Source organism: Serratia ureilytica (genome assembly GCF_013375155.1).
GTDB lineage: Bacteria > Pseudomonadota > Gammaproteobacteria > Enterobacterales > Enterobacteriaceae > Serratia > Serratia ureilytica.
This window is the reverse complement of the sequence record NZ_JABXOF010000002.1, coordinates 134,996-159,580: the sequence shown is the minus strand read 5'-3', so window position 1 is coordinate 159,580 and position 24,585 is coordinate 134,996. Positions and strand designations below refer to the sequence as shown.

Below are 24,585 nucleotides of genomic sequence, written 5' to 3'. Positions count from 1 at the left end.
GTAAGGAACCCACAGCATGCGCATGAGTACCGGCATGATGTACCAACAAAACATGAACGGCATCACGGGCAACCAGTCGCTGTTCATGAAGGCCGCCGAGCAGCTTTCCTCCGGCAAGCGAGTGATCAACCCGTCCGACGATCCGTTGGCGGCGTCGCGCGCGGTGATGCTGTCGCAGTCGCAGGCGGAAAACAGTCAATACACGCTGGCGCGCACCTTCGCCCGTCAGAACGTGTCGATGGAAGAAACGGTATTGGCCGGCGCGACCTCCACCATCGCGGACATGAAGGCGTTGATCGTCAACGCCGGCGGCACCGAAAGCGATAACGATCGCCAGTCGCTCGCCACCCAGCTGCAGGGGTTGAAAGATCAGCTGCTGAACCAGGCCAACAGCACCGACGGCAACGGCCGCTATATGTTCGGCGGGTATGTGAACGACAAGGCGCCGTTCGTCGACAACGGCGGCACCGTCAGTTACCAGGGCGGCGACAAGACGGTTGAGCAGAAAGTGGACGCCAACCGCACCATGACCATCGGCCATACCGGCAACGCGGTGTTCATGTCGTTGACCAGCAATCCGAAGCCCGAGCCGGACGGCAGCGCGCCGGTCAGCAACGTATTCGAGAGCATCGATATTGCGCTGAACGCGCTGAAAACCCCGCTGCAGGGCGCCGACGAGGCCACCAAGCAGCAGGTGAACGATGCGCTGGCGAAAGCCAACCGCGGTCTGGACAACTCCTACAACAACGTGCTGAGCGTGCGCGCCGAGCTGGGCAGCCAGCTGCAGGAGATGGATCAGTTGGACAGCATCGGTAAAGAGCGTGACATGACCAATCAGATCCAGATGAGCGCGCTGACGGATGCCGACCTGGCCGAGTCTATCTCGTCCTACTTCATGCAGCAGGCGGCGCTGCAGGCGTCGTACAAAACTTTCAGCGATATGCAGGGCATGTCGTTGTTCCAGATGAATCGTTAAGAGCAATACCCCGTTGCCTGACCGCGACGGGTTTCCCTTTAGTGCGCTTAGAAAACGCCTTCTCCGCCCCGCGGGGAGGGAGGCTTCTTGAAACCGGGCGCACTCGTTTGGCGCGTCGCTCGTTCTCCCACTACTGACTGAGTGACGCGCCTTTTTTTCATCAGGGAAGAAATAATACGATTGTCACCCCTGTTTAATGCGCAATGGCATTATTGAAATCAGCGGTGGAAAAATCACGATGGATATTATTTCCCTGGCGATAAATATCGGTGCTATTTCTTTTTCTTCACCACTTTCCATTTTTCACCGGCGGCCGTTTCGCTGATGGCAACTTTAAATTTGTTGCTTTTCCAGTGGGCCATGCCGAATAACCGGCGTGCTTTGCGGTTGCTTTTCGCTTTAATCATGATCTCGCTCCTGTAGTTAGCAAAGGTCGATGCTGCGCCCTGCAGCCGGCAGGCTGCCGGACGCATTTATTCAGGGTGTAAGTTATCTGCCGCGCATTTAACTCTGCGCGGCTGCGTTATTTTATTTTTCTCTAACCAATAAGTTTATATTATCGCCGCGGGCGACTGACGGGGTGCGGGCGATATTTTTCTATCGGGTCTATTTTAGGTCGGGGTTTTATTTATTCAAGCCGCCGGAGACATTTGAACCTTAATCCGGATAAAAGACGTTTCTCAGGCTTTTGTCCCAAGAAAGCGTTTTTATTGCCATTTTGTCTCAGGCGGAAGAGGGGGAAAGGAAGGGGCCGCAGGGGCTCAGAAGGTCATGCCGCCGATCACCGCCGCCAGTCGATCGAAGATTTCACCGAACAGGTGCTCACAGAACGGCGCCAACATCGGCATCATCATGCCCAGCGTCATGATGCCGAAGGTCATGGTGACCGGGAAACCGATCACGAAGACCGACAGCTGCGGCGTCATGCGGTTGAGCAGGCCGAGCGCCATGTTGAGCGTCAACAGCAGGCAGATCAGCGGCAACGCCAGCATCATGCCGTTGATGAAGATCAGCGAGCCGACCTGAGTCAACACCAGGAAGCCGTTGCCGTTCAGCGGCTGCGTTTGGATCGGCAGGGTATGGAAGCTGTCCGCCAGCAGCGAAATCAGCCACAGATGGCCGTCAAAGCTGAGGAACAGCAACATCGCCAGCAGGTTGAGCAGGCGCGCCAGCACCGGCATGTTCGGGCCGCCGCTGGGATCGAAGAAAGTGGCGAACGACAGTCCCATCTGCATGCCGATCACTTCCCCCGCCAGGCGCACCGCCGCGAAGGCGAACTGCATGGTCAATCCGAGCGCCACGCCGATCAGAATCTGCTGAATCGCCAGCCACAGGCCGGCGGCGGAGAAGATGGGGATATTGCTGGCGGGCAGCGTCGGCGCAATCAGGATGACGATCAGCCCGCCAAGGCCGATTTTGACCTTTTTGCTGATTTGCTTTTCGCTGAATATCGGCGCGGTGCTTATCAGCGCCAGAATGCGCAGCAGCGGCCAAAAGTAGTGGCTGAGCCAGACGGTGAGCTGGGCGCTGTCGAAGGTGAGCACGGTCAGCCGATCAGGGTAGGCAGGTTGCTGAACAGGGTGCGCATGTAGTCCAGCAACAGATTCAACATCCAGGGACCGGCGATGATGATGGTGGCCACCACCGCCAGAATTTTAGGGATGAACGACAGCGTCATTTCGTTGATCTGGGTGGCGGCCTGCAGCAGGCTGACGACCAGGCCGCTGATCAGCGCCGCCAGCAGCAGCGGGGCGGCCAGCGCCAGCGCGACTTTCATCGCCTCGGTGCCGAGCGCCATAACCGATTCAGGTGTCATCTCGCTTTCTCCGGTCAGGGGTTACGAATAGAAGCTCTGCGCCAGCGAGCCGAGCAGCAGCTGCCAGCCATCGACCAGCACGAACAGCATCAGCTTGAACGGCAGCGAGATGGTGGCGGGCGGCACCATCATCATCCCCAGCGCCATCAGCACGCTGGCGACCACCAGGTCGATGATCAGGAACGGAATGAACACCGTAAAGCCGATCTGGAAGGCGGTTTTCAGTTCGCTGGTGACGTAGGCGGGCAGCAGGATGCGCATCGGCACCGCTTCCGGGCCGGCCAGCGGCGGCTGATTGGCCAGCCTGGCGTACAGCGCGAGATCGGTTTCGCGCGTTTGACGCAGCATGAATTCGCGCAGCGGCTGCGCGCCTTTATCCAGCGCGACTTCCAGCCCGATTTTGTCCTGGCTGAATGGCAGATAGGCATCCTGATAAACCTTGTCGAACACCGGCGACATGATGAAGAAGGTCAGGAACAGCGCCAGCCCCAGCATCACCTGGTTCGGCGGCGCCGACGGCGTGCCCAGCGCGTTGCGCAGCAGGCCGAGCACGATGATGATGCGGGTGAAGCTGGTCATCATCAGCAGCATGGCCGGCAGGAAGGTCAGCGAGGTCAACAGCACCAGCGTCTGCACCGGCAGCGACCAGCTCTGGCCGCCGTTGGCCAGCGGCTGGCTGATCAGCCCCGGCAGTTGCGCGAAAGCCGCCGGGCTGATGAACAGCAGGGCGGCAGGGAGCCAAACCGCCGGGCGGCGGACGAGGGTATGAAGAGTCGAGGTCATGCCGATTTTTCCGGGCGTTTCAGAACTTTTTGCATCAGTTGGCGGAAGTCCGCCGGTGTCGCCGCGTCGGCCTCGCCTGCGTCTTTCGGCGGAGCGGGCAGGGTGTGCAGCGGGGTGATCTGCTGGGCGGTGACGCCCAATACCAACAAGGTGTCATCGACTTCCACCACCACCACGCGCTCGCGCTGCCCGACCTGGCAACTGGCGCGCAGGTTAAGCAGTTTGTTGTTGCGCGCCTGCGGGGCGAAACCCAGCCGACGGAACAGCCAACCGGCCAGCAGGATCAGCAGCAGAATGCCGCCGAGTGCGCTGCTGACCTGCATCAACACCGAACCGGCCGGCAGGGCCGGCGCGGCGGGCGGTTGGGTGCTTTGGACGGTAACGGGCGCCGCGGCGGTCATCAGCGGCTCAGTCGACGCATGCGTTCGGATGGGGTGATGATGTCGGTGATGCGCACGCCGAACTTGTCGGCCACCACCACCACTTCACCTTGCGCGATCAGGTAACCGTTGATCAGGATATCCAGCGGTTCGCCGGCCAGGCCGTCCAGCGCCACCACCGAGCCTTGCGACAGGCGCAGCAGCTCTTTAATGGTCATCTTGGTGCGCCCCAGTTCCACGGTCAGCTTGACCGGAATATCCAGGATCAGGTCGATATCCTGCAGGCTGCCGAGCGCATCCTGAGCTTCCAGCGACTTGAACACCCCTTCGGTGCTCGCGCCGGATTTCTCTGAAGACTGCTGCTCGTTAAACGCATCAGCCCACAGATCGTCTACGGATTCCTTTCCTTCGCCAGACGGTTGCTTAGGATCACTCATTGGGCTGTTCCTCACTCAGAGCATTCAAAATAGGGTTAATCAAATGTTCAACACGCAGGGCGTATTGCCCGTTTAACGTGCCGTATTGGCTGGTCAGAACCGGTACGCCGTCCACATGGGCGATCAGGCGTTCCGGCTTGTCTATCGGTAATACATCGCCCGGTTGCAGCTTCAGGACTTTCGACAGCCGCATCGGGATATCGACGAAGTTGGCGATCAGCTCCAGTTCGGAGTGCTGCACCTGCTTCACCAGCGTTTCGCGCCAGTGGCTGTCTTCCTGCCGCGAATTTTCCAGCGGCGGGTTGGTCAACAGTTCGCGCAGCGGTTCGATCATCGCGAATGGAATGCAGATGTTGAACTCGCCGGTCAGCGCGCCGATCTCCACCTGGAACGGCGTGGTGACCACGATGTCGTTCGGCGAGGTGGTGATGTTGGTGAACTTCACCTGCATTTCGGCGCGCACGTACTCCACGTCGATCTTGTAGATGGCGCTCCAGGCGTCGCCGTAGGCGTCCAGCGCCAGGCGCAGCATGCGCTTGATCACCCGCTGTTCGGTCGGGGTGAACTCGCGGCCTTCGACCTTGGTCGGGAAGCGGCCGTCGCCGCCGAACAGGTTATCGACGGCGATGAACACCAGGCTCGGCGCGAACACGAACAGGGCAGTGCCGCGCAGCGGATTCAGGTGCACCAGGTTCAGGTTGGTCGGCACCGGCAGGTTGCGGGCGAACTCGTGATACGGCTGGATTTTGATCGGGCCGACGGTAATGTCCGGGCTGCGGCGCAGCAGGTTGAACAACCCCATGCGGAACTGCCGGGCAAAACGTTCGTTGATGATTTCCAGCGCGTGCAGTCGCTCGCGCACCACGCGGCGCTGGGTGTTCGGATCGTAAGGCTTGACCTCGCTCTCTTTGCCGACCACCGCTTCGGGTTCATCACCCGCGCTGTCGCCGTTGAGCAAGGCGTCGATCTCTGCCTGTGAAAGAATGCTATCGCCCATAGTGATTACCGCAGTATGAAGGCGGTGAACAGCACGTCGCTGACCACCTGCTTCGGTTGTCCCTTAACCAGCGGCGGGCTGAGCACGTCCTTAATCTGCGCCACCAGCTGTTGCTTCCCTTGTTCATTGGCCAACTGACTCGCTTCCTGACGGGAAAGCAGCATCAGCAAGCGGCTGCGCACCTCCGGCAGAAAATCGTTCAGCTGACGGCGGGTACTTTCGTCCGGCAGGCGCAGCGTGAGGCCGATATACAGCACGCGATCCGGGTTGTTGTCCGGCGTCACCAGGTTGACGGTAAAGGTGTCGAGCGGCATGAACACCGGCGCGGCCGGCGGTTGCTGTTTGACGGCGGCCGGTTCGGCGCCGTTTTTATGCTGTTGCAGCAGCCACCAGCTGTAGCCCGCGGCGCCACAGGCGACGACGCTGATCAATACCAGCAGGATGACCAGAAGGGGGCGTTTCGGTGCTGCCGGAAGGGAGTTCTGAGACATAGCCAAATCTAATTCCTGTTGTTCCACCCGCGGCCTGCGTGGCGGCGGGCATAGCGCGCGGCAAAGCCGCACGCATGACATGTAAAGGTATTATCGCGTCTATCGCGGCGTGCAATAGCCTGAATAGACGCGCAAATGGGTGCCAGCTTGGGCGTTTGCAGCGGCTCAGGCGAAAATATCGACGCCGTTGACCGCGCTGGCCATGCGCTGCAACGCCACCGGCGCGCTGACGCCGTCGGCGGCCGCAGCCTCGCCGCCAGCGTGTTCAGCATAGCTGGAACGCCCCTGGCCATTGGAAGCCTGCTGCTGCGCCTGTTGCCATTGCGGGGTGGACTCGCCGCCCACGCTGCTCTGTCCCAGGTTGATGCCGCTCTCGGCCAGCGCGTGACGCAGCTGCGGCATCGCCGCTTCCACCGCCGCGCGCACCTGACCGTGGGCGGAGGCAATGTGCAATTGCGCCTGCTGATCGTCCAGTTTCAACGTGATCTGCAAGGCGCCCAGCTCCTGCGGGTGCAGGCGCAGCTCGGCGCTTTGCTGGCCGTTGCGGTGGAACATCAGCACCTGTTGGTTCAACGCCTGCTGCCATTCCGGGCTGCCCAGCTGTGCGTTTAACTGCGGCGCGGGCGGCGCCGTCACCAGCGCGCCGGCCGGGGCGGCCGTTTGCGTGGGGCTGGCGGCGGCCAGGGCGACGGCGTGATTGAGCGTCGTCGGCTGCTGCGTATCGCTCGCCGGCAGCGGTTGAGCGGCACTGGCGCGCTCACCGCTGGTCGGCTGCGGGAGCGCCGCCGTGGCGCTATCGCCGTCCGGGGCAGGGTTTTTAGCGTTTGTCACCGTCGTGGCGGCTGACGCCGACGAGCGCGCGGCGGTGTTATCACCGGCCGCCGCGATGTTCAGCAGGCCGTTGCCAGGCTGCAGCGCGGTCGCATCGTCAGCGTTTTCCACCGGCAGCGGCCGCTGGCCGTCGGCCGGTTGAGTCTGGGCGACGATCGCGGCCGGCAGCATGGCGTACAGCGCCTGCAGCGTCGCGGCATCCAGCTCTTTGGCCGCGGCGATCGGCGGCTGCGCCTGTTTATCGCCGGCGAGGGGCGCATCGGTCTCGGGGCGTTCAGATGAAAGCGCATCGGCTGAGATTGCCGGGTTCTCCAGCAGGCCGCCGCGCTCGCCGAAGGCGGCCAGCAGTTGATTGAGCTGGTTGCGGCTCAGGGCCGGGGCGCGTTCATCGTCCGCGCTCAGCGTGACCGGCGGCTGTTTGCCATCGGCGGCGGGCGCGAAACGCGCGCCGAGCAACTGGGCGAATGCCGTCGACAGTTGACTCTCATCCAGCGCCGACGTCAGTTCAGCCAGGCCGCCGGCATCGCCGGGTAAGGCCAGGCCGGGCAGGGCGTTCAGATTCATGGGTTGATATTCCTTTGTGCACTGCGTTGAGCGAACTCATCCATCAGTTTTTGATCCCGTTTATTCTCCTGCTGCTGCTCCGCATTTAAGGCGCGGGTATGCAGGGTCTCGAAAGCGTTCAACCGCTGTTGTTTGTCTTGCCATTGCTTCACCGCATGATCCACTTTCTGCCCCCACTGCAGCAGCTGCTGGCGGTGCTGGTCGATGGCCTGTTCCAGCGTGCCGATAAACTGCTGGTAGTTTTGCCAGCGTGAGCTGTCCATGCCGTCGCAGAGCGTATGATTCAGCTTCTGGCGGTATTCGTCCTGATAGTTGAGCAGCATCGACAGCTGTTGCTCCGCCGCCTGCTGCGCCTGCCGAACCTGGCCCAGCTGTTGCGCGGCTTGTTCCACCGCGTCCTGCGCCAGATCGCGCAGGGTAATCAGGGGTGACTGTGATTTCATCGCTCTGCGCCTCTGTGACGTTAAACAATCAACTGCTGCAGCTGTTGACAGGCTTCATCATAGCCGCTGCGTTCAAAGATGCCCTGTTGCAGGTACGCCTCCATCTGCGGGTACAGCGTCATCGCTTTGTCCAGCAACGGATCGCTGCCGGCCGCGTAGGCGCCGACGCTGATCAGATCGCGGTTGCGCTGATAGCTGGCCAGCATCTGTTTGAAGGTGCGAACCCGGCGATAATGCTCCTCGTCGATCAGCGACGTCATGGCGCGGCTGATTGACGCTTCGATGTCGATAGCCGGGTAGTGGCCGGCCTCCGCCAGGCGTCGGGACAGCACCACGTGGCCATCGAGGATGGCGCGCGCCGAGTCGGCGATCGGGTCTTGCTGATCGTCCCCCTCGGTCAACACGGTGTAGAAGGCGGTGATGGAACCGCCGCCGCTGATGCCGTTGCCCGCGCGTTCCACCAGCGCAGGCAGTTTGGCGAAGACCGAAGGCGGATAACCTTTGGTCGCCGGCGGTTCGCCGATAGCCAGGGCTATCTCACGCTGCGCCATGGCGTAGCGGGTGAGGGAATCCATGATCAGCAACACGTGCTGCCCGCGATCGCGGAAATCCTCGGCGATGCGGGTGGCGTAGGCCGCCCCCTGCATGCGCAGCAGCGGCGATACGTCCGCCGGCGCGGCGATCACCACCGAGCGCGCCCGGCCTTCGGCGCCGAGAATGTTCTCGATAAAGTCTTTGACCTCGCGGCCACGCTCGCCGATCAGGCCAACGACGATCACATCCGCCTGGGTGTAACGGGCCATCATGCCGAGCAGCACGCTCTTGCCGACGCCGGAACCGGCGAACAGGCCCATGCGCTGGCCGCGACCGACGGTCAGCAGACCGTTGATGGTGCGCACTCCCACGTCCAGCACCTGCTCGATCGGCGTGCGCTGCAATGGGTTGAACGGCGCGGTGATCAGCGGCGCGCGGTAACCGGTTTCCGGCGACGGCAGGCCGTCGAGCGGTTTGGCGCTGCCGTCCAGCACGCGCCCCAGCAGCGCCGGGCCGAGCGGCAGCTGCTTGCCGGCGCTTTGGCCTTCCGGCGCGATGCGGGCGTAAACCCGCGCGCCCGGCACGATGCCTTCCACTTCTTCCAGCGGCATCAGGAACAGCCGCTGGCCGTTGAAGCCGACCACTTCGCTTTCCACTTCCTGCACTTCACCGGCGTCGTGCCGTTCGATGAGGCAGGTCGCCCCGAGCGGCAGCTGCAGCCCGGTGGCCTCCAGCACCAGCCCGGTGGCGCGGGTCAGGCGGCCGTAGCGGCGCACCGTCGGCGCGCGGGCGATGCGTTTTTCCAACGTATCCAGAGAGCTCAGCCAGCGGCCGAGACGCGCGGTCATCAGACTTCTCCCGGTGCCGCCAGGCGACACAGTTCATGCCAGCGCGTCGCCAGGCTGGCGTCGAGATCGCCTTCTTCGGCGCTGACCTTGCAGCCGCCCGGGTGCAGTTCGCCGTCCGCCAGCAGGCGCCAGCCGTGCAGGCTGAGGGTAACCCCCAGTTGCTGCTCGACGCGGGGGTAGTCGTCCGGGTGGACCCGCAGCTGCGGTTTGCCGTTGAACATCGGCTCCTGCTGGATCAGCTGTTGGATTTGCGCGAGCAGGGCGGTGCCGTCGCACACCGGCGGTTGGCCCAGCACCTGTTTGGCGGCGGTCAACGCCAGCTGCATCAGCCGGGAAGCGATCACGCTGTCGAGCGCGTCCAGCGTGTGCTGGAATTCGGTGACCAACTGCTGCCAGTGGGCGGTCAGCGGCTGTTGCTGCTGCTGCGCTTCCAGCAGCCCTTGCTGACGGCCTTCTTCCAGACCGGACTGAAAACCGGCCTCATAGCCTTTTTGCTGGCCGTCGGCATAGCCCAATTGCTGGCCCTGTTGCTCGGCCTGCAGCCGCAGCGTCGCCAACTGCTGTTGCAATTCGGCCTGCGCGTCCGGCGACGGATCGCTGTGTTCGAGATCCGACAGCGGCGGCAGTTCGAACGCCGGTTTCTGTTCGCCCAAATCGTTGAGCGACCAGGGCTGCCAGGGCAGGGTGTTAATGCGATCAGACATAGGTGTCCTCGCCGCCGCCGATGATCATTTCGCCGGTTTCCGCCAGGCGTCTCACCACCAACAGGATGGCTTTCTGCTCGTTCTCCACCTGCGACATGCGCACCGGGCCACGGTTGGCCAGATCGTCGCGCAGGATGTCGGCGGCGCGTTGCGACATGTTCTTGAGGAACTTCTCGCGCAGCGGCTGTTCGGCGCCTTTCAGCGCGATCAGCAGCGACTCGCCTTCCACTTCTTGCAGCAGGCGCTGGATGCTGCGATCGTCGACTTCCACCAGGTTTTCGAACAGGAACATCTCGTCGATGATCTTCTGCGCCAGCTCGCCGTCGTATTCGCGCATCGCGTCGATGACCGCTTCTTCCTGCTGGGTTTTCATCAGGTTGATGATCTCGGCGGCGGTGCGCACCCCGCCCATTTTGCTGCGTTTGAGGTTCTGACCGTCGAGCAGGTTGTTCAGCACCTCGGTCAGCTCCGCCAACGCCGCCGGCTGCACGCCGCCGAAGGTGGCGATACGCAGCATCACGTCGTTGCGCAGGCGTTCGTCGAACAGGGCCAGAATATCCGCCGCCTGGCCGCGTTTGAGGTGCACCAGAATGGTGGCGATGATCTGCGGGTGTTCGTCGCGGATCAGGTCGGCGGCGCTCTGCGGCTCCATAAAGTTGAGCGTTTCCATGCCGGTGGTGGTCTCGCGCGATTCGAGAATGTCTTCCAACAGGCTGGCGGCGCGCTCTTCGCCCAGCGCCTTGACCAGCACCGAACGCAGATAGTCGCTGGCGTTGACGCTCAGCGCCGCGTATTGCTCGGCGTCGTCTTCAAACTCGGTCAGTATTTCGCCGAGCTGTTTGTGCGACACCTGGCTCATGCCGGCCATGGTGCCGCTCAGCAGCTGTACTTCGCGCGAGGAGAGGTGCTTGAACACCTCCGCCGCGCGATCTTCACCCAGCGTCATCAGCAAGATGGCGCTTTTGTCGGTTCCGGTCAGGCTCATATCTCGTTACTCATCCATTGGCGGATTACCAGAGCGACCACGCGCGGGTCTTTGTCAGCCAGATCGCGGATCCGCTGGCTCTGGACTTCTGCGCTGACGCGCTGCTGCGATTTACGACGCTGCGCCAGCTCCTCGTTGCTCGGTTTGCTGCTGTCGACCGCTTTGGCGGCAGGCGCGTTGGCGGCGGCGATGGCGGCCTGTTGCGCCGCCTGGCGCTGTTGCAGCTGCGGCCGCACCAGTTTGCGCCACAGCAGCCAGGCAACCAGCAGCACCAGCAGATAGCGGCCCGCGTCGATCAGGCGATCGATAAACGACTGGCTCTGCCAGAACGGCAGTTCGCCACCGGTCACCTGAGCGTCGGTAAACGGCGTGTTGACCACGTTCAGGGTATCGCCACGGCTGCTGGAGTAGCCCATCGCTTCACGCACCAGCGCTTCGATCTGCGCCAGCTGTTCTTTGCTCATCGGTTGCGGTTTGCCGTCTTTATCCGCGCCGAGGTAGTTGACCACCACGGCGACCGACAGACGCTGCACGGTGCCGGCTTTTTGCTGGGTATGGCGGATGGTGCGATCGAGCTCGTAGTTGGTGGTCGCGTCGCGACGGGTATTTTGCGGCACGCCGCTGGCCGCCGCGCTGCGGGTGGTCGCGGCGTTTTGCGCGGTGGCGTTGGCGTTATTGCCCGCCGCCGGCTTGGCGGTTTCAATCGGCGCCGTAGGCGGAGCGCTCGGTTGGTTGGACAGCGCGCCCGGCACACCGCCGACCTGCGGCCCGCCGATCTGCTCGCTCAGGCTGGTTTGCTGTGAGCGGATGGCGGCTTTATCCGGCTGCTGGTTAGGTTGGTACTGTTCATCGGTTTGTTCGCGCGTGGCGAAGTCGATCTGCGCCGTGACCTGCGCACGCACGTTGGCGCTGCCGACCACCGGGGCGAGGATCGCTTCTATGCGGCGCTGGAAGCCGTTTTCGACTTCGTTGGCGTATTTCAGCTGCGAAGCGTTGAGATCGCGCCCGGTCCCGTCGGACTGGGTCAGCAGGCGGCCGGCCTGATCGACCACGGTCACGTTGCCCGGCGGCAGACCGGCGACGCTGCTCGACACCATATAAACGATGGCGTTGATCTGGCCGTCGTCCAGCGCACGGCCGGGTTGCAGGGTCAGCGTTACCGAGGCGGAAGGGGATTTTTGTTCGCGCACGAACAGCGAAGGTTTAGGCAGCGCCAGGTGAACGCGGGCGTTTTGCACCGGCCCCAACGACTCGATAGTGCGCGACAGCTCGCCCTCGAGGGCGCGCTGATAGTTAATCTGCTCGCTGAACTGGCTGATGCCGAATTTTTCCTGATCCAGCAGTTCGAAGCCGACGGCGCCGCCTTTCGGCAGCCCCTGCTGCGCGAGGCGCAAACGGGTTTCATGCACCTTTTCCGCCGGGATCAGCAGCGCTGCGCCATTCTCGGCGAAGCGATAAGGGATATTCATCTGCGTCAGCTGGGTGACGATGGCGCCACCGTCGCGGTCGTTCAGATTGCTGTACAGCACGCGGTAGTCGGGGCTTTTCACCCACAACAGCAGTGCGACGACGATCGCGATCGCGGCGGAAGCGGCGACCAGCAACGGAATTTTCGGGTTGGCGCGCAGACGGTTCCAGATGGCCTGCAGGCCGTTGTCGCGGCTTTCGCCGGCGGTTATCGAAGCACTCATTTTAGGTCTCGTCCTTCAATGGCGCTCACGATCCCGTACGGGCCGCTGAGCAGCTCCCTGCCAGGCTGATGAACGGTATGGTTAGCGTTGTGTGACAAAACAGACTCCCTGATACACATATCTTCTAAATAGCGGCGCTCCCATTTCTGGGCAGGCCATTATTCGCCTTATCAGACAATTCCGATTGCCCGATAAGCCGGGTTTTTTGCAGTTAATTAACCGCTTTAGGTCCGAAAACGCTGTGCTAGGGTGTGCATCATTGGAGAAGTACAGGGTGAAAACGTCACCCGGCGAGACGAGAGGATTGAGGACCAGATGGCGATTCAGGGCATTGAAGGGGTACTGCAGCAGATGCAGACCATGGCGGTTCAGGCCGGCAAGATGGGGCAAAATGCGGCGCCGCAGGGCGTCAGCTTCGCCAGCGAACTGACTGCGGCGCTTGGCAAGATCAGCGACACCCAGCAGACGGCGCGCAAACAGGCGCAGGACTTTGAGCTGGGCGTGCCGGGCATCAGCCTGAATGATGTGATGGTCGACCTGCAGAAATCGTCGGTGTCTTTGCAACTGGGTGTCCAGGTGCGCAACAAGCTGGTGGCGGCCTACCAGGACATCATGAATATGCCGGTGTGATGAACGTACCGTCCATTTTTCAGTGAAATTTGGCTTGGCGCCGTTAGCCTATGGCGATGGTTATAGGAGGGATAGGATAATGTGTAAATCGCTGTGCCTTGCTCTGGCCATGATGGCGTTGTCTGGATGCGCCGGCCAGAATGATGACTATCCATCGGCGCAAAAAACGGCGCCTCATCAGGATGCCGGCAAAGACTGGAAGGCGTTTGTCGCGCCGCTGTCGGTGAAGACACAGTCGCCCGGCGAGCGTGAAATGAAACGCGCCGCCCGGCAATACTGAAGCCGTGACGCCAGTCGATGGACAAAAAAAGCCAGCTATCGAAATAGCTGGCTGAAGGTGCGATAAAACATTTATGTGATGTAGGAGCGCCGACGCACGTTCGAGGTGCGTCAACGCGAACATCATATTTGTTATGTTATAACAAATCAATGCTGCCGTGCGTTTGCCTCAGCCTGCTAACGCCACGATGCGCTGGTGGGCGCTTGCCAGCCCCTGGTCGCGGCCGTGCGGCTTCATGTCCAGCCCTTCGGTATAGATGAATTGCACGTCGCCGATCCCCATCAGCCCCAGCACCGAGCGCAGGTAGGGCGTTACGGCGTCGGTCGGATGCCCGGCGTGCATGCCGCCGCGTGAACTGAAGACCACCGCATTGACGCCTTCCACCAGCCCCACCGGGTAGGTGGCGGTATAGTTGAAGGTCATCCGGGCGCGGGCCACCAGATCGAACCAGTTTTTCAGCTGAGTCGGCACGTTGAGGTTGTACATCGGCGCCCCGATCAGCAACAGGTCGCTCTCTTTCAGTTCGGCAATCAGTTGATCGGAGAGCGCAACCGTGGCTTTGGCGCGCGGGCTGACATTTTCCGCGCCGCGCAGCGCGCTGAACAGCTCGCCGTCCAACACCGGCAGATCCAGCGCCGTCAGATCGTGTTCGACGATCCGATCGTCGTATCCTTTCGCTTTGCGCGCCGCCAGATAGCGGTCAATCAGGTTATTGGTCTGCGAGTCATTTCCCATAATGCTGGATCTGAGAGCCAGTATTTTTTTCATGCTGTTGTCCTCTGACGGTAATCTGTGGTTTTCACCGGAGACTCCGGAATGACTGCAGGTTATCATTGCTTAAGGTTCACCAGTGGTGATAGGTTTTCACCTAATTGATTCCATATTGGCAACATTAAGATGAAAAGCGATCTGAGTGCGCTGCCGGCCTTTGTTGCCGTAGCGGAAGGCGGCAGTTTCGCCGCCGCCGCAGAGAAACTGCATCTGACGCGTTCTGCGGTCAGCAAAATCGTGTCGCGTCTGGAGGCACGGCTGGGCGTGATGCTGTTTATGCGCACGACGCGCAGCCTGAGCCTGACGGACGAAGGCGCGCTGTACTATGAACACTGTCGACAGGCATTGGCGAACGTTCAGGCGGCGGAAAATCAGCTCGACAGCGGCAAGATGCAGGTCAGCGGCCGGCTCAGAGTCTCGGTGCCGGTGCTGTTCGGCCACCTGTGCATTGCGCCCTTGTTGACGGCGCTGGCGAATGAGCATCCGTTACTGACGCTGGAAATCTCATTCAGCGACCGCAGGATCGATCTCGTCGACGAGGGATTCGATCTGGCAGTGCGTATCGGCGAACTGGCGGACAGCGGCAGTTTGGTTGCCCGACGTCTGGGCGAACATGGCATGCTCCTGTGCGCGTCGCCCGACTACGTGCGGCGCTGCGGCGAGCCGAGCACGGTGGTAGCGTTAAGCCGGCATCAGGCGGTGGGGTATCTGCACGCCGGCGCCGTGCTGCCGTGGCAGCTGCGTGGCGAAAACGGTGAGCTGCAATCATTCAGCCCTCCGGCCAAGATGATGATGGATGATATGCAGGGGATCGTCGATGCGATATCCGCCGGCGCCGGCATTGCCTGGCTGCCGGAGTGGCTGGTGCGCGAGCGGCTGATGGCGGGGACGTTGGTGGAGATCATGCGCGGTGAGTCCAACCTCAGTTTCCCGGTCAACGTGGTGTGGCCCTATATGCCTTACCAGCCGCTCAAGGTGCGGCTGGCGGTGGACAAACTGGTGGCTGAGCTGCCCGCAAAATTGGCGCTTGTGCCGCCGCCGTTATCGCAGCGGTAATCGCCGCGTCGCAACCGACAGGAAATGGGGGCAATGTCCCGAATAGAGGGGCGAACATTGTGCTGTCAGGCTTATTGAATGTGCCGGTGAGCGTTTATTATGGCCTTATTAGTAGGGTTATTATTCGAGGCAGGTCAATGAGCAGTAAAAGCGAATCCAGATGGCGCCTGATCAGTATTTTAATGCTGGCGGTGTTAGTCACGTTAATTGGCGTGTTGGTCAAACTGGATTGAAGTCTGACCAGGCGATAAAAAACCTGGCCGTTTTATTGTGCGGCCAGTAAACGCATCATGTCTTCTTCATACAGTAAGGCTAGCAGCCACAGCCCCAACAACATTATTGCCAGAGAAAATAATCGCTTTTCATTGCGCATCGTTTAATTCGCTTTCGGCGGATAGACGTGGCTTAGCGTATCTCAGCGTTGTTACAACCGTTAGGGACTTGTGTTAAATAAAGCCATTTTGTTGCGCGTCTATTTATGTTTCTCCGGCGACCATCGCCTCAACGCCCTGAGAGCCGGGTTCCATAATCCTTTGGTGGCCGCGAATGGCGGTAGGCGCGAAACCGAAGCGTTTGCGAAAACGTTCGGCGAAACGCGACGCGCTTTCATAACCCACATGCTGCGCGATGGCGGAAATCGGCCAGTCGGTCGATTGCAGCAGGGCCAGCGCGCTGCTCATCCGGACGTCGATCATCAGGTTGCGCAACGCGGTGTTTTCCATCGACAGTTTGCGGCGCAACATCACCTCACTCATCGACAGGCTCTCCGCGACTTTGGCCGCCGTCCAAATGCTGTGCGGATCGGTCGCGAGGCAGCGACGCACCCGCTGCGTCAGATCCTTGGCTTCGTTGTGAATAAAGCGAATGCCGAATTGGGCCAGCCACAGCAGAATTTCCAGCATTTTGTGCCGCACGATGATGGTGGGAAAGCGTTGCCGCAGCGTCAGCGCCAGGCCGGTGGTTTCAAAACTGTGCTTTAGGGCGCAGGGCAGATTGCGCAGCGCCAGGACGGCATCGAACGGCATCGCCGCCGGCGTTTCCTCGGCCGGAGGCTGGACGGTGAGCAACAGGGGATCGCAGGTCAGCAGTTGGCAACTGAATACGCCGTCTTCGGACGGGCCGTTAATAATGTCCACCGTTTGCCCGCCGTCGATAATCAACAGCTCGCCGGGATGAGCGACCACTTCGTGTTGTTGCCAGCGTACGCGCTTATGGCCTTGTTGTATCAGATACAGATGTGGTTGCTCAAAATAGACTGAAGGGAATAATAATTCAGTATACTGAATGATGTGCGCTGAGGCGCCAATTCCAGGACAGAGATTAATTGTACGTTCCATCGATATTCATTTCGCAGCCATTATCTGGGAATATCTTTACGCTTTGATCCGCGCTGGAGCAACATTTTTCCATGGGCCGTGAAACACAGCGGCGAGTTTTATCTATCAAAAATCAATTTCCTGATGAACAGAAAACGTCCGTGTCGGGATGATGTTTATCCATTAAAGTGAGAGCCAGGCTCGAAGCGCGCATTTTACCAATTACCCATAAACTGAATAATTCAAATGCCATAGATTAATATCCTAACGTAACCCGAGGGTAATAGCGCATAGTGCTATTTAATCCATTTTCGTCAGTATTGTCGATCTTATCGGACCTGTGGCTCTCCCAGCAGCAGCGCGCGGTCATGAAACTGGCCGTAGGTGTTGTTGACCACGTTTTGGCGCGTTGACTGTTCAATAAGCGTTTTCAGCTCATCCATCCGTTGCTGCAACAGACGTTTGAGCTCGGTTTCGTTGTCGAGGATCTGTTGCAGCTTATTGCGCAACATCTCCTGCAACGCCATGGACGGGCCGGCTTGCCCGGTAAAGGCGGCGGTTTTTTCCACCGCCGTCACGTAGGCGAACTCAAGCTCGACGAGCTCTTCCCAGCGCCCGGTTTGCGCCAGCGCGATCATTTGGCTGCTCAGGGTGTAAATTTGTTGATAAGCGGCTAACAGCTGCTGTTGACGTTCCATTACACGGCGTCCTGCGAAGGTTGGTAGTTGGGGCCGATCTGGCGCCAGGCGTCGGCGATGTTTTCCAGCAGTTTGACCACCTCGGCAATCGCCGCTTCGTCGTTGTGCAGATTGGCCTGCATCAGGCGACGCTTCATATAGTCGTATAACGCCGCCAGGTTTTCGGCGATCTCGCCGCCCTGCTGAGGATCGAGGCCGCTTTTCAGGCCGTTGTCGATGATGTTGATGGCTTTGGAGAGCGCCATGCCTTTGCCAGCGATATCGCCCTGGTTCATCAGGATGCGTGCGCGAAGCAGGGCGCTGAGCGCCCCGTCGAACAACATCACGATTAACTGGTGCGGGCTGGCGCTCATGGCGCCGCTTTCCAGACTGACCTGTGCATAGGCCTGAGTGCCGCTACGGTTATACATGCTGTTTTCTTTGCCTTGTTAAAGGGTTACTTGAACTGTTGAGCCAAATAGTTACTGGTGCCGTTCATTTTCGACATCATGGTATCCAGCTGAACGAACTGTTGTTTATAACGATCGATGGTGTTTTGAATGCTGGCCGTGACCGTGGTGATCTGGCTGTTCAGGCGATCGAGGTTAGTGTTGATGCTTTTGGTCGAGTTCTCGATGATGCCGCCGGATTTGATGTAGCTCTGGATCTCGTTGTGGATCTCGGTGGCCATGCCGGTGTCTTTGCCGTTACCGACGAAGAAGTTGCTGACCTGATCCGGCTTCTCATCCATCGCTTTCTTCAGCTTGGCGCTGTCGATTTCCAACTTGCCGGTTTTGGTGTTGGTGGAAATGCCGAGGTTGCCCAGGCCTTTCAACTCCGGGTTGTCCTGGGCGGCGCTCAGCGCGCTTTTGATCGACGACTGAATGCCGCGCAGGGTGTTGTCGCCCAGCAGCGGGCCGTTGGTTGGGTTTGGCGCTTCGCCGGTTTTCACCGGGGTGAACTTGGACAGCGAGTTGAAGGTGTCCAGCAGCGAGTTATAGCTGTCGACCCACTCTTTGATCTTGTCGGTGGTGCCGGCGGTGTTGGTGCTGATCACCAGGTGTTGCGGTTCATCGGTTTTGGTTTTGGTTTTCAGATCGATGGTGACGCCCTGCAGGGCATCGCTGATCGAGTTGGTGCTGCGTTTGATGGCCGTGCCGTTCACCATCAGCTCCGCGTCCTGCGGCGCGACCGTCTGCTTCATGGCGGTGGTGGTGCCGCGGGTGGCGTTGTAGTTCAGGATATCGCCCAGTTTGTCGTCATTGTCGACCTGGAGGGAGATCTTGTTGTTTTCGCCGGTGGTGGAAGAGCTGATCGCCAGCTGGTAGTCGTTGTCGCCGACGCGCATGATGCTGGCGGTGACGCCGGCCTTGGCGCCGTTGATGGCGTCGCGCATCTCAACCAGCGAGGTTTGATCGTCGCTGAGCGGGATTTTGGTTTCTTTCGGCGGGTTGCCGGCGGTGATGGTCAGAGAGCGGTTGGTGATGCCTTCTTTACCTAATTTTTCGCCCTGGTCGCTGACTTTCGCCTGAGTGGTCAGGGTTTGCGCCTGCGCCAGGTTCTTCACTTCCACCACATAGTTGCCCGGCACCGCCTTGGCGTTGGTGGTGATCTTGAAGGCGTCATGTTCGGTGGCGGTGGTGGCCTTGAAGAAGTCCTCTTTCGCCATCTCTTTGCTGAGGTTGTCGAATTTTTCCAACGCGCCCTTTAGCGTGCCGTAACCGGTCAACTGGGCTTTATAGCTGGATTGTTTGGTGGTGTAAGGGGTCAGGCGCTGTTGTTCCGCTTTGGTCAGCTTGTCCAGCAGGCCATTGAGGTCGAGTCCTGAGCCGAGACCTAATGAACTGATCGTTGCCATGGGTAATTCTCCTTGATTATGACTTTATTCGCTTTACGCGTTATCGGCCCAGTGATGAAAAAGTTTACCGAAAAAAACAAAAAACCGATGGCGCAATAGAAGAGGGAAAAACCGCGTTATTTCCGCCATTGCGGCGGACGCAAAAAAAATTAAAAAAATTCTAAAGGTTGTTAGGGGAGGGCCGATACCTGAGGGGACGGTGGTTGACGCCGTGGGCAAACAAGCCCGAACCTTTTAACTGTGTTGCGAAGAACGCAACTGACTCGTAAGGAAAGCAAACAATGGCACAAGTAATCAACACTAACAGCCTGTCTCTGATGGCGCAGAACAACCTGAACAAATCTCAGTCTTCTCTGGGCACTGCGATTGAGCGTCTGTCTTCCGGTCTGCGTATCAACAGCGCGAAAGACGATGCTGCGGGTCAGGCGATCTCCAACCGTTTCACCGCTAACATCAAAGGCCTGACTCAGGCTTCCCGTAACGCCAACGACGGTATCTCTCTGGCGCAGACCACTGAAGGCGCACTGAACGAAGTTAACGACAACCTGCAGAACATCCGTCGTCTGACCGTACAGGCGCAGAACGGTTCTAACTCCACCAGCGACCTGAAATCCATCCAGGACGAAATCACTCAGCGCATGTCGGAAATCAACCGTATCTCCGAGCAGACTGACTTCAACGGCGTGAAAGTGCTGAGCAGCGATCAGAAACTGACTATCCAGGTTGGCGCTAACGACGGTGAAACCATCGATATCGACCTGCAGAAGATCGATTCTGGCAAACTGGGTCTGACTGGTTTCGATGTAACCGAAAAAGGCACCAAAATTGGCTCTGCAATTGCCGATAAAGCCATGGTTAAAGATGACACCGGTAAAGATGTTGCTTTCGACCTGGCTGAATCTTCCAAAACTGGTGGCGCTTTAGAGAAAGCGACTCTGGTTTCCGGTAAAGACAAAGACGGTAAAGAAGGTTACTACATTCAGACTACTGATGCAGCGACTGGCGCAAAAACCTACGCTACTGCGAAAATCGACGACAAAGGCGTTGTAACCAAGGGTGCTGACGTTACTGACGTTAAAGATCCACTGGCAACCCTGGACAAAGCGCTGGCACAGGTTGACGGCCTGCGTTCTTCTCTGGGTGCGGTACAGAACCGTTTCGATTCTGTTATCAACAACCTGAACAGCACCGTGAACAACCTGTCCGCTTCTCAGTCCCGTATTCAGGATGCTGACTACGCGACCGAAGTGTCCAACATGAGCCGTGCCAACATCCTGCAACAGGCTGGCACCTCTGTTCTGGCACAGGCTAACCAGTCTACTCAGAACGTTCTGTCCCTGCTGCGTTAATCGTCTCTCCCGATTAACTGTCGCAAAGAAACCCCGCTTCGGCGGGGTTTTTTTATGCTCGCGCACCGCGCGGTTATTACATGGCGCAAATAAAGCCCGTTTTGTGTGACTGTTCAGCCGATTGGCATTTCGCCCCCTACGCATAATAGCGCTGACTCTCTTATCCGCAGGTTTAAGACATAGTGAGCGATCTGTATACCGCCGAAGGCGTGATGGACAAAAATTCTCTCTGGCTGCGCTACGTCCCGTTAGTGCGCCACGAGGCGCTGCGCCTGCAGGTCAGGTTGCCCGCCAGCGTGGAGCTTGACGACTTGCTGCAGGCCGGGGGAATCGGGTTATTGAACGCCGTTGAGCGTTATGACGCCCTACAGGGAACCGCCTTTACCACCTATGCGGTGCAGCGCATTCGCGGCGCGATGCTCGACGAGCTACGCAGCCGCGACTGGGTGCCGCGCAGCGTGCGGCGCCACGCGCGCGAGGTCGCGCAGGTGATGCGGCAACTGGAACAGCGTTATGGCCGGCCGGCGAGCGAGACGGAAGTGGCGCAGACGCTGAATATTTCGCTGGATGAGTACCGTCAAATTCTGTTGGACACCAATAACAGCCAGCTTTTCTCTTACGACGAATGGCGCGAGGAGCATGGCGAAAACGCGGAACCGATGCTGGAAGGGCATGAAGAGGCCAACCCACTGCATCACCTGTTGGAAGGCAGCCTGCGCCAGCGAGTGATCGACGCCATCGAGGCGTTGCCGGAGCGCGAAAAAATGGTGCTGACGCTGTATTACCAGGAAGAGTTGAATCTCAAAGAGATCGGCGCCGTGCTGGACGTCGGGGAATCCCGCGTCAGTCAACTGCACAGTCAGGCGATCAAACGGCTGCGTGCGCGGCTGGCGAACGATACCTGACGGCGGGCTGCCGCCCCCTCAACTCGATGACTCATGCGACAATCGGACTGCCCCTTATGCCAGGAATACTGTTGAAGAAACGGCCGCTTAGCCGTTACCTGAAAGATTACAAGCACAGCCAGACCCATTGCTCCCAGTGCGGTAAATTGTTGGACCGCATGGCGCTGGTGTTTCGCGGCAAGATAATCAATAAAGAAGCCATCGCGCGCATGGATCAGCCGATCGACGATGCGGTCTGGCAAAACGTGCAGCATGAGCTGACCGCGCTGTGCCGCTTTTGCAGCGAGATTTCCTGCAACAGCCACCCGAGCTATTTCGACATCATGGCGTTCAAGCAATATCTGTTCGAACAGACCGAGATGAGCCACAGCACCATTCGCGAGTACGTGGTGCGGCTGCGCCGGCTGGACGAAATGCTGGTGGCGCGTAATTACCCGGCGGACAAGTTCGCCAACTGCGCCAGCCATCAGCGCATTATCGACGATCTGCCTACCGCGGCGCACAACAACTATCGCATTGCGCTGCGCAAATACGATCAGTATCTCGCCTGGCAGCGCAGCTACTGAGATTTTCCCCGGCCGCTGGGCCGGGGTCTGCGGATCCCCCCGTGATAAAGGATGATTATTCAGTTCACATCTGCTAAATCTATCGGTTATCAGATGTTGATACTCGATTCCCTGGGGGGAAGTAGTGAACCTGCAACAACAACTGGCGCAATTTCCGCGTCTGGATCTGGTTGGCGTCGCCACGCCGCTGGAAAAGCTGTCCCGTCTCTCCGATTATCTCGGCCGTGAAATCTACCTTAAACGTGACGATGTCACCCCTATGGCCCTGGGCGGCAACAAGCTGAGAAAGCTTGAGTTTCTGGCTGCCGATGCGCTGAGGCAAGGCGCCGATACGCTGGTTACCGCCGGCGCCATTCAATCCAACCACGTGCGCCAGACGGCGGCGGTGGCGGCGAAACTGGGCCTGCACTGCGTCGCGCTGCTGGAAAACCCTATCGATACCCGCGCGGAAAACTACCTGACCAACGGCAACCGCCTGTTGCTCGGCTTGTTCAACGCCGAAGTGGTGATGTGCGAAGCGCTGCACGATCCGCAGCAGCAGCTGGCGGAGCTGGCGACGCGCCTCGAGGCGCAGGGCTTCCGGCCTTACGTGGTGCCGGTGGGCGGCTCCAATGCGCTGGGCGCGCTGGGATACGTGCAGTGCGCATTGGAAATCGCCGAACAGAGCCAACGCAGCAACGTGGCGTTCAGTTCGGTGGTGGTGGCGTCCGGCAGCGCAGGCACCCACGCCGGGCTGGCGGTGGGGCTGCAACAGCTGCTGCCTGAAACCGAGTTGATCGGCGTGACGGTCTCGCGCACCGTGATCGATCAGTTGCCGAAGGTGGAACAAATCCAGAAAGCCCTGGCCTGTTCGCTGAATATCGACGAACTGGCGCCGATCGCGCTGTGGGACGATTACTTCGCGCCGCAGTACGGCATGCCGAATGAAGAAGGCATGGCGGCGGTGCAGCTGCTGGCGCAGCAAGAGGGGGTATTGCTGGATCCGGTATATACCGGCAAAGCGATGGCCGGTTTGATCGACGGCATCGCCCAGCGGCGCTTCCGCGATGAAGGGCCCATCCTGTTCGTTCACACCGGCGGTGCGCCGGCGCTGTTCGCCTACCATCCGCAGGTGTAAATGCCGCTTGTTATTCCATTTTGAACTATATTTATAAAGTTATATTCCTTTATGCGGACGGTCGCACTGTTAAAGTGCTGATATCAAAAAAGATAAATAACACACAGGGGTGTTTATGATGTTTGCGAAAGTTCGTCGTCAATGGTTGTTGGGCGTGGTGGGTATCGCATTGGCCGCCGGTGTGACGACTCAAGCCTATGCCGCCGACAATCTGCTGCAGCAGGTGAAACAGCGCGGCACGCTGATCGTCGGGCTGGAAGGCACCTATCCGCCGTTCAGCTTCCAGGGTGAAGACGGCAAATTGACCGGTTTCGAAGTGGATTTCGCCAACGCGCTGGCGCAACATCTGGGCGTGAAAGCCAAGCTGAACCCGACCAAGTGGGACGGCATGCTGGCGTCGCTGGAGTCAAAACGCATCGACGTGGTGATCAACCAGGTGACAATCTCCGATGAGCGCAAGAAGAAATATGACTTCTCCACCCCTTACACCGTTTCCGGCATTCAGGCGCTGGTGAAAAAGGGCAACGAAGGCACGATCACCAAGCCGGAAGACCTGAAGGGCAAGAAGGTCGGCGTTGGCCTGGGCACCAACTATGAGCAATGGCTGCGTGCGAACGTGCAGGGTGTAGACGTGCGCACTTACGACGATGATCCGACCAAGTATCAGGATCTGCGCGTCGGCCGTATCAACGCCATTCTGGTGGACCGTCTGGCGGCGCTGGATCTGGTGAAGAAAACCGGCGATACGCTGGCGGTGGCCGGCCCGGCATTCTCCCGCCAGGAGTCCGGCGTGGCGCTGCGCAAGAATAACCCAGAGCTGCTGGCCGCGATTGACCAGGCGATCGCCGAGATGCAAAAAGACGGCACGCTGGCGAAGATCTCCGAGAAATGGTTTGGCGCGGACGTAACTAAATAATGCACGAAAGTATTCAACTGGCGCTGGATTCAGCGCCATTTTTATTGAAGGGCGCAATACTGACGCTCCAGCTTAGCCTGGGCGGCATGGCGTTCGGCCTGTTGCTCGGTTTTCTGCTGGCGCTGATGCGCCTTTCGCCGCTTTGGCCGCTGTCGTGGCTGTCGCGCATTTACGTATCGCTGTTCCGCGGCACGCCGCTGATCGCCCAGCTGTTTATGATCTATTACGGTCTGCCGCAGTTCGGCGTTGAATTCGATCCCTTCCCGGCGGCGCTGATTGGCCTGTCGCTCAATACCGCCGCTTACACCTCAGAAACGCTGCGCGCGGCGATTTCGTCGATCGATAAAGGGCAGTGGGAAGCCGCCGCCAGCATCGGCATGACTCGTTGGCAAACCCTGCGCCGGGTGATCTTGCCGCAGGCGGCGCGCACCGCCTTGCCGCCGCTGGGCAACAGTTTTATCGGCCTGGTGAAAGACACTTCGCTGGCCGCCACCATTCAGGTGCCGGAACTGTTCCGCCAGGCGCAGCTGATCACCTCGCGCACGCTGGAAGTGTTCACCATGTACCTGGCGGCATCGCTGATTTACTGGGTGATGGCGACCCTGCTTTCCGCACTGCAAAACCGTCTGGAAGCCCACGTTAATCGCCAGGATCAGGAGTAGCG

General features: G+C 59.6%; 29 protein-coding genes. 10 read left to right on the top strand and 19 right to left on the bottom strand.

The features are described 5' to 3' along the window. The first annotated feature begins 16 nt into the window (after positions 1-16). Entirely contained in the window at positions 17-976 is a 960-nt protein-coding gene (gene flgL, locus HWW83_RS04145; RefSeq protein WP_033643518.1) for a flagellar hook-associated protein FlgL, read from the top strand. A gap of 272 nt (positions 977-1,248) precedes the next feature. On the opposite strand, the gene sra is transcribed toward flgL, so the two are convergent. From sra to fliF, 14 genes are all read right to left on the bottom strand, one after another. Next, the gene (sra, locus tag HWW83_RS04140; protein ID WP_004934807.1) at positions 1,249-1,383 is read right to left on the bottom strand and encodes a stationary-phase-induced ribosome-associated protein; all 135 of its coding nucleotides are present in this window, start codon (positions 1,381-1,383) and stop codon (positions 1,249-1,251) included. Between the two features lie 354 nt (positions 1,384-1,737). After that, complete coding sequence (gene fliR / locus HWW83_RS04135) at positions 1,738-2,520, bottom strand: flagellar biosynthetic protein FliR (protein WP_033632754.1); 783 nt, start codon at positions 2,518-2,520, stop codon at positions 1,738-1,740. Between the two features lie 2 nt (positions 2,521-2,522). Beyond that, the gene (gene fliQ / locus HWW83_RS04130; protein ID WP_004934803.1) at positions 2,523-2,792 is read right to left on the bottom strand and encodes a flagellar biosynthesis protein FliQ; all 270 of its coding nucleotides are present in this window, start codon (positions 2,790-2,792) and stop codon (positions 2,523-2,525) included. 21 nt (positions 2,793-2,813) lie between these two features. Further along, positions 2,814-3,575, bottom strand: coding sequence for a flagellar type III secretion system pore protein FliP (gene fliP / locus HWW83_RS04125; RefSeq protein ID WP_033632755.1), 762 nt, complete (start codon positions 3,573-3,575; stop codon positions 2,814-2,816). Further along, positions 3,572-3,976 (bottom strand): flagellar biosynthetic protein FliO, encoded by a 405-nt coding sequence (gene fliO / locus HWW83_RS04120; RefSeq protein WP_033650868.1) that lies wholly within the window; start codon positions 3,974-3,976, stop codon positions 3,572-3,574. The genes fliP and fliO overlap by 4 nt, the downstream gene beginning before the upstream one ends. Next, positions 3,976-4,392, bottom strand: a complete 417-nt coding sequence (gene fliN, locus HWW83_RS04115) for a flagellar motor switch protein FliN (RefSeq protein ID WP_004934799.1) — start codon at positions 4,390-4,392, stop codon at positions 3,976-3,978. Before fliN ends, fliO begins: the two co-directional genes overlap by 1 nt. Next, positions 4,385-5,389, bottom strand: coding sequence for a flagellar motor switch protein FliM (gene fliM / locus HWW83_RS04110; protein WP_004934798.1), 1,005 nt, complete (start codon positions 5,387-5,389; stop codon positions 4,385-4,387). Before fliM ends, fliN begins: the two co-directional genes overlap by 8 nt. Positions 5,390-5,394: 5 nt before the next feature. Next, positions 5,395-5,880: a flagellar basal body-associated protein FliL gene (gene fliL, locus HWW83_RS04105; RefSeq protein WP_033643515.1), complete on the bottom strand. Its 486-nt coding sequence runs from the start codon at positions 5,878-5,880 to the stop codon at positions 5,395-5,397. A 165-nt stretch (positions 5,881-6,045) separates the two neighbouring features. Then, positions 6,046-7,275, bottom strand: a complete 1,230-nt coding sequence (locus HWW83_RS04100) for a flagellar hook-length control protein FliK (RefSeq protein WP_176589003.1) — start codon at positions 7,273-7,275, stop codon at positions 6,046-6,048. Further along, the gene (gene fliJ, locus HWW83_RS04095; protein ID WP_033643513.1) at positions 7,272-7,718 is read right to left on the bottom strand and encodes a flagellar export protein FliJ; all 447 of its coding nucleotides are present in this window, start codon (positions 7,716-7,718) and stop codon (positions 7,272-7,274) included. Before fliJ ends, HWW83_RS04100 begins: the two co-directional genes overlap by 4 nt. Positions 7,719-7,738: 20 nt before the next feature. Next, positions 7,739-9,100 (bottom strand): flagellar protein export ATPase FliI, encoded by a 1,362-nt coding sequence (fliI, locus tag HWW83_RS04090; RefSeq protein ID WP_004934781.1) that lies wholly within the window; start codon positions 9,098-9,100, stop codon positions 7,739-7,741. Then, the gene (gene fliH / locus HWW83_RS04085; RefSeq protein WP_176589002.1) at positions 9,100-9,804 is read right to left on the bottom strand and encodes a flagellar assembly protein FliH; all 705 of its coding nucleotides are present in this window, start codon (positions 9,802-9,804) and stop codon (positions 9,100-9,102) included. Before fliH ends, fliI begins: the two co-directional genes overlap by 1 nt. Then, entirely contained in the window at positions 9,797-10,789 is a 993-nt protein-coding gene (gene fliG, locus HWW83_RS04080) for a flagellar motor switch protein FliG (RefSeq protein ID WP_004934775.1), read from the bottom strand. The genes fliH and fliG overlap by 8 nt, the downstream gene beginning before the upstream one ends. Beyond that, positions 10,786-12,480, bottom strand: coding sequence for a flagellar basal-body MS-ring/collar protein FliF (gene fliF, locus HWW83_RS04075; RefSeq protein ID WP_033650870.1), 1,695 nt, complete (start codon positions 12,478-12,480; stop codon positions 10,786-10,788). Before fliF ends, fliG begins: the two co-directional genes overlap by 4 nt. A 315-nt stretch (positions 12,481-12,795) precedes the next feature. Between fliF and fliE the strand changes: the two genes are divergently transcribed. Then, positions 12,796-13,110, top strand: coding sequence for a flagellar hook-basal body complex protein FliE (gene fliE / locus HWW83_RS04070; RefSeq protein WP_033643509.1), 315 nt, complete (start codon positions 12,796-12,798; stop codon positions 13,108-13,110). 79 nt (positions 13,111-13,189) lie between these two features. Continuing rightward, positions 13,190-13,390 carry a hypothetical protein gene (locus HWW83_RS04065; protein WP_176589001.1) on the top strand — a complete coding sequence of 67 codons (201 nt, stop codon included), beginning with the start codon at positions 13,190-13,192 and terminating at the stop codon, positions 13,388-13,390. Positions 13,391-13,558: 168 nt separating this feature from the next. Here HWW83_RS04065 and HWW83_RS04060 read toward each other — a convergent pair whose 3' ends face one another. Next, positions 13,559-14,158, bottom strand: a complete 600-nt coding sequence (locus HWW83_RS04060; RefSeq protein WP_176589000.1) for an FMN-dependent NADH-azoreductase — start codon at positions 14,156-14,158, stop codon at positions 13,559-13,561. A gap of 129 nt (positions 14,159-14,287) precedes the next feature. Here HWW83_RS04060 and HWW83_RS04055 point away from each other — a divergent pair, with 129 nt between their 5' ends. Next, positions 14,288-15,217, top strand: a complete 930-nt coding sequence (locus HWW83_RS04055; protein WP_033643506.1) for a LysR family transcriptional regulator — start codon at positions 14,288-14,290, stop codon at positions 15,215-15,217. A gap of 476 nt (positions 15,218-15,693) precedes the next feature. Here the strand turns inward: HWW83_RS04055 and HWW83_RS04050 are convergent, their stop codons facing one another. The 4 genes from HWW83_RS04050 to fliD all read right to left on the bottom strand — a co-directional run bounded on the left by HWW83_RS04050 (position 15,694) and on the right by fliD (position 19,068). Next, entirely contained in the window at positions 15,694-16,554 is an 861-nt protein-coding gene (locus HWW83_RS04050) for a helix-turn-helix transcriptional regulator (protein WP_033643505.1), read from the bottom strand. Between the two features lie 308 nt (positions 16,555-16,862). Further along, on the bottom strand, positions 16,863-17,231 hold the full coding sequence (gene fliT, locus HWW83_RS04045) for a flagella biosynthesis regulatory protein FliT (RefSeq protein WP_033643504.1): 369 nt from the start codon (positions 17,229-17,231) through the stop codon (positions 16,863-16,865). Next, positions 17,231-17,641: a flagellar export chaperone FliS gene (fliS, locus tag HWW83_RS04040; RefSeq protein WP_004934758.1), complete on the bottom strand. Its 411-nt coding sequence runs from the start codon at positions 17,639-17,641 to the stop codon at positions 17,231-17,233. The genes fliT and fliS overlap by 1 nt, the downstream gene beginning before the upstream one ends. A 26-nt stretch (positions 17,642-17,667) precedes the next feature. Beyond that, entirely contained in the window at positions 17,668-19,068 is a 1,401-nt protein-coding gene (gene fliD, locus HWW83_RS04035; RefSeq protein WP_033643503.1) for a flagellar filament capping protein FliD, read from the bottom strand. A 281-nt stretch (positions 19,069-19,349) separates the two neighbouring features. Between fliD and HWW83_RS04030 the strand changes: the two genes are divergently transcribed. The 6 genes from HWW83_RS04030 (at position 19,350) to tcyL (ending at position 24,583) form a co-directional block, all read left to right on the top strand. Continuing rightward, positions 19,350-20,417: a flagellin FliC gene (locus tag HWW83_RS04030; protein WP_033643502.1), complete on the top strand. Its 1,068-nt coding sequence runs from the start codon at positions 19,350-19,352 to the stop codon at positions 20,415-20,417. A gap of 182 nt (positions 20,418-20,599) precedes the next feature. Then, entirely contained in the window at positions 20,600-21,322 is a 723-nt protein-coding gene (locus tag HWW83_RS04025; protein WP_004934752.1) for an RNA polymerase sigma factor FliA, read from the top strand. A 56-nt stretch (positions 21,323-21,378) separates the two neighbouring features. After that, on the top strand, positions 21,379-21,888 hold the full coding sequence (gene fliZ, locus HWW83_RS04020) for a flagella biosynthesis regulatory protein FliZ (protein ID WP_033643501.1): 510 nt from the start codon (positions 21,379-21,381) through the stop codon (positions 21,886-21,888). Positions 21,889-22,012: 124 nt separating this feature from the next. Next, positions 22,013-23,005 (top strand): D-cysteine desulfhydrase, encoded by a 993-nt coding sequence (locus tag HWW83_RS04015; protein ID WP_033643500.1) that lies wholly within the window; start codon positions 22,013-22,015, stop codon positions 23,003-23,005. Positions 23,006-23,120: 115 nt separating this feature from the next. Next, on the top strand, positions 23,121-23,921 hold the full coding sequence (gene tcyJ, locus HWW83_RS04010) for a cystine ABC transporter substrate-binding protein (RefSeq protein WP_122003927.1): 801 nt from the start codon (positions 23,121-23,123) through the stop codon (positions 23,919-23,921). Then, positions 23,921-24,583: a cystine ABC transporter permease gene (gene tcyL, locus HWW83_RS04005; RefSeq protein WP_033643498.1), complete on the top strand. Its 663-nt coding sequence runs from the start codon at positions 23,921-23,923 to the stop codon at positions 24,581-24,583. The genes tcyJ and tcyL overlap by 1 nt, the downstream gene beginning before the upstream one ends. Positions 24,584-24,585 lie beyond the last annotated feature (2 nt).